Origin of the sequence: Streptomyces sp. I05A-00742, assembly GCF_013055795.1 — a bacterium.
In the GTDB taxonomy this organism is placed as follows: Bacteria; Actinomycetota; Actinomycetes; order Streptomycetales; family Streptomycetaceae; genus Streptomyces.
Genome location: NZ_JABETO010000015.1, coordinates 155,874 through 163,963 on the forward strand (window position 1 = coordinate 155,874; position 8,090 = coordinate 163,963).

At 72.2% G+C, this 8,090-nt stretch carries 8 protein-coding genes; 4 read left to right on the plus strand and 4 right to left on the minus strand.

What is annotated here, in order from left to right; genetic code table 11:
* Positions 1-9 precede the first annotated feature (9 nt).
* A complete protein-coding gene (locus tag HN013_RS16945) occupies positions 10-393 on the plus strand; it encodes a VOC family protein (RefSeq protein WP_171166990.1) in 384 nt (127 codons plus the stop codon).
* Between the two features lie 122 nt (positions 394-515).
* Positions 516-1,403: a hypothetical protein gene (locus HN013_RS16950; protein ID WP_171166991.1), complete on the plus strand. Its 888-nt coding sequence runs from the start codon at positions 516-518 to the stop codon at positions 1,401-1,403.
* An 84-nt stretch (positions 1,404-1,487) separates the two neighbouring features.
* Here HN013_RS16950 and HN013_RS32385 read toward each other — a convergent pair whose 3' ends face one another.
* On the minus strand, positions 1,488-3,170 hold the full coding sequence (locus HN013_RS32385) for a serine/threonine-protein kinase (RefSeq protein WP_312018625.1): 1,683 nt from the start codon (positions 3,168-3,170) through the stop codon (positions 1,488-1,490).
* Positions 3,171-3,753: 583 nt separating this feature from the next.
* Between HN013_RS32385 and HN013_RS16960 the strand changes: the two genes are divergently transcribed.
* Positions 3,754-4,308, plus strand: coding sequence for a hypothetical protein (locus HN013_RS16960; RefSeq protein WP_212764435.1), 555 nt, complete (start codon positions 3,754-3,756; stop codon positions 4,306-4,308).
* A 312-nt stretch (positions 4,309-4,620) separates the two neighbouring features.
* Positions 4,621-4,926, plus strand: a complete 306-nt coding sequence (locus HN013_RS16965; protein WP_171166993.1) for a hypothetical protein — start codon at positions 4,621-4,623, stop codon at positions 4,924-4,926.
* Positions 4,927-4,986: 60 nt separating this feature from the next.
* Here the strand turns inward: HN013_RS16965 and HN013_RS16970 are convergent, their stop codons facing one another.
* The 3 genes from HN013_RS16970 to aroC all read right to left on the minus strand — a co-directional run.
* The gene (locus HN013_RS16970) at positions 4,987-6,441 is read right to left on the minus strand and encodes a carboxylesterase/lipase family protein (RefSeq protein ID WP_171166994.1); all 1,455 of its coding nucleotides are present in this window, start codon (positions 6,439-6,441) and stop codon (positions 4,987-4,989) included.
* Positions 6,442-6,446: 5 nt separating this feature from the next.
* The gene (locus HN013_RS16975; protein WP_171166995.1) at positions 6,447-7,346 is read right to left on the minus strand and encodes a VOC family protein; all 900 of its coding nucleotides are present in this window, start codon (positions 7,344-7,346) and stop codon (positions 6,447-6,449) included.
* Positions 7,347-7,500: 154 nt separating this feature from the next.
* Positions 7,501-8,090 (minus strand): chorismate synthase (gene aroC / locus HN013_RS16980; protein ID WP_171166996.1); only part of this gene is annotated, 590 nt, incomplete at its 5' end.

An 8,090-nucleotide genomic window follows, 5' to 3' on the forward strand; every position in this document is an offset into this window, starting at 1 on the left:
CTGACGGGCATGGCATGCCGCATCAGTGAGATCGTCATCGACGCCGCCGACGCCGACCGGCTCGCCGCATTCTGGAGCGAGGTCCTCGGCTACGTCGAACTCGGCCGCGAGGACGACGGAAGCATCGAGATCGGGCCACCCGACGACGGCTTCGGCGGCCCGCAGCCCACCCTCGTCATCAGCCCCAGCAGCGACCCGCGCACCGGGAAGCTCCGACTGCACATCGACGTCAGCCCCACCGACCGCGACCAGGACGCCGAGCTGCGACGGCTGCTCGCCCTCGGCGCCAAGCCCGTCGACGTCGGCCAGACCGGCACCGAGAACTGGCACGTCCTGGCCGACCCGGAGGGCAACGAATTCTGCCTCCTGCACGCCCGGCTCCAGCCCCTCTGACCGCCCACCTGCGGCCTGGCGCCGAGCAGTTCGGCCGCTCGGCTCGGGGATCCGCGCCGGCAAGGCCGAACCCCGCAACATCGCACCGCCTCGCTGCGCCGGCGCAGGCTATGGTCGCGATCATGGACACCGCAGAGACCCACCACGCGTGGCGGGCAGCACTGGCCGACGGAGATCCTTACCGCGTCGAGCAGTTGCTGCGGCGCGACCCCCGGCTGGTGCTGTTCGGATACGCCTGGTCGGGAACCGGCGAGGCGGCGGAGAGAGCCGAACTGCGAGGACTCCTGCTGCCGGGAGGCCGCGGGGACGTCCCGTTCGCGGCGGACTCCCCCTGGGGCATACCGGCCGACGCGGATTTCGCGGACGCCCTGGAACACGTGTGGGCACCGGTCGCCGACAACTGCCCGGGCTTTCTCGCGGCCCTGCGCGCGGAGGTGCTGGGGCTGGCGTTGATCGCGATGGAGGACACCTACCTGCTCGGGTACCTGTACCTCACCGGTCGCACGGGAGGGTTGCCACGCGACCTGAGGGATCTCCCGCCGTACACGGGGGCGAACGCCCTGGCCGTGCTGTGGGGGACGGCCCCCACCCGCCTCGGCCCGACGGACGTCGTTCCCCTGCTGGAGGAGCCCCTCCCCGCGGGTGTTCGTGACCTCGCTGCCGTGCACTCCTCCATCACGTCGTTCGACGTCGACTTCGAGCTGTGCCTGGACCGCTTCAGCACGACGCTCCGCGCCTCGACCCTCGCGGACCACGAGGGCGAGGACCCCGACGACTACGCCGAAACCGAGGACTTCACCCGCGCGCTGAACGGCGAGTTCGACCGCTGGGTACAGTTCTGCACCTGCGGTTCCGCCTGCGAGGCCTACTTCCTGGACATGGCCGACCGCGACCCCCACGACATCCCCCGTGTCACCCTGGCGAACATGGACGGAACCTCCGAGCGGCCCGGCGCACCCTTCTGGACCTGGTTCGACCAGTCGGTGCCGTCCCTGCTCTTCTTCGTTTGAGCATGGGCGGGCGGTCCTGACCGCCGCCTCCACCCGCCGGCCCGGGCGTCCGGGCCGGACAACGAAACGCTGCCGGGATACTGCTCAAGTGTTGGCCTTGATGACCGACTGCACGGTTTCCTCGGCCGCTGTCCTCGCACCTCGGGTCATCGTCGCGCGGTCCGGGCCGGCCGCGCCCTCGAAACCCGCGCCGTTGTAATGGACGCTGATCACGGCATTGCTCAACCGCACGACGAGCGCCACCTGCTTGAAGTCGTCGCCGTCCCTGGCCAGGTCGTAGGTGACGGCGGTCGCCTCGTCCCCGATTCCCGACAGCGGCTCGGTCCTGACGTTCCGGGCGCCTTCGGTCGCCCGGGCCTCGGTGATCGCCTCGGCGTAAGTGCCCCTGGCGGACTTCTCGTCGTCCGGAGCGGTGCCGGAGTCATGACGCCTGAGAACGACGTCGAGCCAGCGGAACTGGGTGTTGTCCTCCAGGCCGTTCCAATAGCAGGTAGCGCTGCCGGCCGTGTTCTTGCCGGGCGTGCTGCCCCCTTTCTCCTTCGCGTTGGGCACCAGCCGTTCGACCGTCCTCCGGGAGAGCGCCTGGCACGGATCGGGCAGCTTGGCCACGTGGGCGGGCTTGGTCCTCGCGGTCTCCGTCGCACCGGACGAGGAGTTCCGGGACGTCCCGGAAGTCGCCCCGTCGGCCTGATCGTCCTCACGGCCGGAGCCGCCCCCGCCCCGAAGGATCACGATCACCAGGATCGCCGCGGCCGCGAGAGCGACTCCGAGTCCGGCCACCAGCGCCGGCTTCCGGCGGCGGCGTGGTCCGGCCCCCGGAGCGCGTCCTGCTTCCGGCGCCTCGGACAGGTCCGGGTCGGCCGACGCGCGACCGCTCGTCATAAGGAGCGAGGTGCGGGTGTTCCGCTCCCGGACGACCTGGGCGACCTGCTCCGGCATCCAGCCGGTTTCGGTGGGTGGAGGCGCCCCGCAGACCGTCGCGCCGTCCGCCTCCTCGCCGCCCGCGGTCGTCAGCCGGTCGAGCAGAGCGGGCACGGTGGGTCGCTGGTCGGGCTGTTTGGCAAGGCAGGCGGCCACCACAGGGCGTAGCGCGGCCGGGAGCGAGGACAGGTCGGGCTGTTCGTACACGGCGCGGAAGTGCAGCGCGTGCGGGGTTCCGGTGCCGAACGGGCCGACTCCGGTGGCGGTGTAGGCCAGGACCGCGCCGAGGGCGAAGATGTCGCTGGCCGGACCGACGGGACGGCCCGTGAGCTGTTCGGGAGACATGAAACCGGGGGTGCCGATCACCGAGCCGGTGGCGGTCAGCGTGCCGGCCTCCCCGGCCACCGAGATGCCGAAGTCGATCACCCTCGGCCCGTCGGCGGCCAGGAGCACGTTGGACGGTTTCAGATCCCGGTGGACGACTCCGGCGGCATGGATGGCCTCCAGAGCCTCGGCCAGCCCCGCGCCCAGGGCACGCACCGAGGGCTCAGGCCAGGGGCCGTGCTCGGAGACCGCCTCTCCCAGCGAGACACCCGGCACGTACACCGTGGCCAGCCAGGGCACGGAGCCGTCCGGTTCGGCGTCGATCACACCGGCCGTAAAGGCCCCGTTGACGCGCCGGGCCGCGCTCACCTCGCGGGCGAAGCGACGCCGGAAGTCACCGTCCCCGGCCAGCTCCGTCCGCACCATCTTCACCGCGACCGGACGCCCACCGGGAGAGCGCGCCAAGTACACCCGCCCCATCCCACCGGCGCCCAGCCGTGCCACGATCCTGTAGCGCCCCACCCGACGCGGATCCTCCGGCTCCAGGGCCTCCGCCACTCCCACCCGACACCCCCTGCCCTGCGCCCCTCGGGGCCGCTGTCGAGATGCCACACCATTCTCGCCCCGCCGGACACCACGCGGGAATCCCGATGGTGAACACGGCCGGCCCGGTGGTTCGGTGGCCGCTCGTCCCAGCGGCACGGCGGCCGGTGCCCGGTCGTCACCAGCGTTCCACGTCGGAGCATCGTCCAGGCCCAGTCCTCCATAGCGAGGTGCGGCCGGGTCAATGTGCCGTGACTCGTGCCGGCGACTCTGGTTGAGTGCTCCCGTGACACGTCGCGGTGCACCCATACGCCTGTTCGACGCAGGGCAACGGCGTTTCCTGCTGCTTCCCCCTCCAACGGAGGGTCCGGTCGCCGTCTCCGCCATCCCGGCGAGCGCAGGCGTGCTGACCGTGAGCGAGGTGCGTGCGACCCTGGTCGCCGAGACGCTGTGCCGCGTACTGACTTGGAAGGGGTACGACGTCCGCCGGGAAGGGCCCCTGCCACTCTTCGGCCGCGGCTCGAACGGTGGCAGCGACTGCCCCCCGGGAGCCGCCGGCCGTATGTGCGTCCATGTGTCGGCAGCGACGGACGGCGATGTCCGCCAAGAGCTGCGCTGCCATTTGCTGGTCGACATGGGGCTGTTCAGATACAGATCCTGCAAGTACCGGGACTGGCACCGTGAACAGCGCCCGCCGAACCTCACCGACCTTGCCGAACGCGGCGTGTCGATGCCCGATCTCGAAATCGGTCTTCTCCTCGCCGGGCAGTACCGCCATCCACGCCGCTTCCACTGCCCGGACTTCCACTCCGGCTGGTCCTTCTGGGACGCGCGTGTCACACGCCGCCGATGGAAGGGACTTCTGCGCCGTCTGGAACCGCTCCCGGAGGTGCGGTCGTATACCGAGGCCGAGGGGTTGCTGTCCCCGGACGGCAGGGAGGTCCTCGATGCGTTCGACAGGGCGATCAGCAGCGACCTGAATGCCCCCGCTGCCCTGCCGGTGCTGTACCGAGCCCAACGACACGGCAGGCTTCCTTGCGGCGACCGCGCGGTGCTTGCCGCCGTGACTGGCGTGCTGCTGCCGTCCGTGACGGCATCCCCCGAAGTGCAAGGCTGAACCGGTCAGGTTGACATCGCTGCCACCGACTATCCCGACGGCGTGACGACGGCGCTTGGGAACGGGCGGCGGCAGCGGAGCCATGCGCTCCCACGGGCTGTCCGGAACGAGGCCAGCGCGGCCCGGGCCACTTGGGCCGGAGACGCCGACTTGACACACAACTTCCGTTGGTTTCCACGGCAGTTGTGACCACCGACACACCGTCGCTAGCTTGCAGGCACCTCCCCCACGAGTCGTCAACTGCCCATGCAGCAACGGTAGTTGACCAGTAGATCCGGGCCACGGCCCGTCGGAACAACAGGATGGTGTGACATGACAGGCACTTCGATTCGCAGGGCAGCGGCATCCGCCGCCGTCACGGCCCTCGCCCTGGGCGGGGTCATGGCCGGCGCCGGCGCCGCCGGAGCGGCGACGCCGGCCTCGTCGGGGGCGGCGGTCTCCGTCGCTCCGACGGCGGGGTCGCAGGCGGGACTTCCCTATGAGGAGGTCAGGATCGGCTGGTACTCCACGCTCAGGAAGTGCATCGACGTGGGCCAGTCGTACCAGCGCGAAGGCTTCGACGACTACCGCTGCGTACCGAAGAACCGCGGCTACATCCTCTTCGTGATCAACCGCTGACCCGAGCGCTGATCTCGCGCACCCATCGGTCCGTGCGGCAGTGGGCCCCTGCCGCACGGTTCAGCCGATGACCGTCACCCCGGGCCGCTCCCGCAGGTAGGGCTGCCAGTCCGGGAGGCCGGCGTGGCGGGGGTCGCCCTCGCGCACGAAGGCGATCCAGCTGTCCTGGAACCGTTCCACGAGTGCCGCGGTCTCCTTCGGGTCGGCGCCCCGGAGCATGGGGGCGTCAGACCAGGCGTCCGGGTTGCCGAAGACGAAGGGGAGTTCGAGGCAGTGGCAGGCGCCGAAGGGGCTGCTCTCGGGGGTGTGGTCGAGGCGGTAGAGCCAGGCGGGGTTGCCGCTGTCGGCGAGGAGGGCGGCCAGGCGTTCGGCGGGGGCGCGGAAGAAGTGTTCGGTGGTCATGCGGACGGCTTGTGCGGCGGGGTCGAGGGCTTCCCACTCGGTGTAGCGGGAGGCGTCGCCGAACCAGCTCTCGGATGTCCTGGCGAAGTCGTCCTTGGTGGCGCCGTGCAGCAGGGGGGAGCCGGGCGCGAAGAAGGCTGCTCCTTCGTCGCGCGTGGTGCCGATCAGCAGCCGGACGCCGTGGGCGGCGGTGGCCGCGACGGCCGCGACGGGGTCGGGGGCGACGAAGCGGCCGTCCGCCACCAGCTGGAACGCCGGTGTGACGTCCAGGAAGTGGTGGGGGGCGCGGCGCACGACGCCGCCCTGGGCGGCGAGGACGTCCGCGACCGGGACGGAGCGGATGTCGGGGGCGCGGTCCTCCGGGATGCCGAGGCAGTCCAGCAGCAGGGAGGTCCTGGCGGCGGCCTCGTCGGGGGTCTGCGGCAGCATGCCGCCGGGGTAGCTCTGCAGGATCGCCCGGCGGAAGAGGCCGCGGCCCTCCGGGCCGGAGAGCAGGCTCACGATGGAGACGGCGCCCGCGGACTGTCCGGCGACGGTGATCCGGTCGGGGTCGCCGCCGAAGGCCGGGATGTTCTCGCGGACCCAGCGCAGGGCCTGGAGCTGGTCGAGGAGCCCCTGGTTGCCGGGGCCCGCGTCCGGGAGAAGGTCGCCGAGCCGGGCGTACCCCAGGGCGCCCAGGCGGTAGTTGACCGTCACGACGACGATGTCGCCGCGCTCCGCGAGCTCCGTGCCCGCGTACCAGCCGAGGCCGCCGGCGCCGCTGGAGAAGCCGCCGCCGTGCAGGAAGACCAGCACCGGCCGGCCGGCGCCCCCGTCCGCGCCGGGTGTCCAGACGTTGACGGTGAGGCAGTCCTCGTCCTGCGTCGTCCGGGCGAACGGTGCCCGGCCCATCACCTGCTCCAGCCGGGACGGCGGCTGCGGGGCGATCGGTCCCGGAGCGGTGGCGTCCCGCACCTCACGCCACGGACCGACGGGCCGGGGTGGGGCGAAGCGGGCGGGGCCCACGGGGGGTGCCGCGTAGGGAATGCCGAGGAACGCGGACACCGCCCCGTCCCGTATCCCGCGCACCGGACCGTACGCGGTCCGCACCACGGGCTGCCGGTCACCGGTCATGAGCTTCACCCCTCCACAAAGACGATGTTGACGCCGTACGCGTCCTCGGAGCGTACGAGGAACCCCGAGTCCGTCGGCCGCACGGGCACCCCGTTCCGCTCGGCGAGCGCACGGGCCGCGGCGACGTCCGCCACCGCGACGCCGACCGCCGCCAGGAACGGCAGGACCGGCGCCGTCCGCCCCGGCAGCACGGTGCCGAGGGCGGAGACCGGTACGAGGTCCACCCGGCCCGCCCTGAGCGGGAACGCGCGGGCCTCACCGCGGCGGACCGGCGCGGTCCCGAGCAGACGCGAGTAGCGCGAGGCGTACGCCTCCAGTTCCTCGTCGGCGACGACCAGGAGGACGCTGTCGAGCCGCCGGGCGCCGTTGGGGTGGGTGAGGTAGCGGGGCTGGTGGACGTACTGCGGGGTGAGGTGCTGGGCGACGTGCGCGGCGCCCTCCGGCGTCCGGTCCCGGTCGATGTGCACGACACGGGCCTCGACGGTCCGGGTGCCCTCCGGGGTCTCGACGTCCCGCCGCAGGTCGCGCACCCCGGTGGAGGACAGCCCGGCCGCGGTGAGCCGGTCCGCGACCGTCCCGATGTCCCCGCAGCCGAACGACAGGATGCGCAGGCCCTCGTACTCCGCGGCCAGCAGTCTGACCCGCCACGGGTCGGCGGCTTCGGGATCCACGATCCCGAGCAGTTCGATGTAGGTCTCGCCGAACAGCGCGCAGCGGTTGGCCGTGCAGGTGGTCAGCAACGGGCCGCCGGGCCGCTCGGAGAGCAGGTGGGGGGAGCGCGGGCTGAGGGTGAAGCCCAGCGCCTCGAAGAGCCCGGACAGCGCGTCGAGCCGCGTCGTCAGGAGCACCGCGTGGTCGATGTGGTCGACGTCGGCGCTCCGGGCCGGCGGGGATACGGACGTCATGTGTTCCTCGGATCTCCGGGATCGGTTTGCCCGCCACTCGCTCGGCATGGGCGTCCGTGTCCCGGTACGCCACTCCCCGGCCGCCGCTCCGGCAGCGCGCCGACCGTGGACTTGCCCGCGCCGGGCGGGCCGACCAGGACGGCGAGCGGCGCGGTCACTTGATCGCCAGGTGGTCGAGGTAGCCGCGGACGTTGCGGCGCGTCTCGGGAACGCTGTCGCCGCCGAACTTCTCCACCACCGCGTCCGCCAGCACCAGCGCCACCATCGCCTCGGCCACGATCCCCGCCGCCGGCACCGCGCACACGTCCGAACGCTGGTGATGCGCCTTGGCCGCCTCGCCGGTGGTCACATCGATGGTGGCCAGGGCCTTGGGCACCGTCGCGATCGGCTTCATCGCCGCGCGGACGCGCAGGAGTTCGCCCGTCGTCAGACCACCCTCCGTACCGCCCGAACGGCCGGAGGCGCGGCGGATGCCGTCCCCGGTCGCGACGATCTCGTCGTGCGCCTTCGACCCCGGCACCCGCGCCAGACCGAAACCGTCACCGACCTCGACACCCTTGATCGCCTGAATCCCCATCAGCGCCGCCGCGAGGCGGGCGTCCAGACGCCGGTCCCAGTGCACATGCGACCCCAGCCCCACCGGAACCCCGTAGGCCAGGACCTCGACGACACCGCCCAGGGTGTCGCCGTCCTTGTGCGCCTGGTCGATCTCCGCGACCATCGCCTTCGACGCGTCCGCGTCCA

Bases quoted from the DNA above. Each gene is read 5' to 3' on its own strand.
- HN013_RS16945 (WP_171166990.1), top strand. From the start codon at position 10: ATGGCATGCCGCATCAGTGAGATCGTCATCGACGCCGCCGACGCCGAC.
- HN013_RS16950 (WP_171166991.1), top strand. From the start codon at position 516: ATGGACACCGCAGAGACCCACCACGCGTGGCGGGCAGCACTGGCCGAC.
- HN013_RS16960 (WP_212764435.1), top strand. From the start codon at position 3,754: ATGTGCGTCCATGTGTCGGCAGCGACGGACGGCGATGTCCGCCAAGAG.
- HN013_RS16965 (WP_171166993.1), top strand. From the start codon at position 4,621: ATGACAGGCACTTCGATTCGCAGGGCAGCGGCATCCGCCGCCGTCACG.
- HN013_RS16970 (WP_171166994.1), bottom strand. From the start codon at position 6,441: ATGACCGGTGACCGGCAGCCCGTGGTGCGGACCGCGTACGGTCCGGTG.
- HN013_RS16975 (WP_171166995.1), bottom strand. From the start codon at position 7,346: ATGACGTCCGTATCCCCGCCGGCCCGGAGCGCCGACGTCGACCACATC.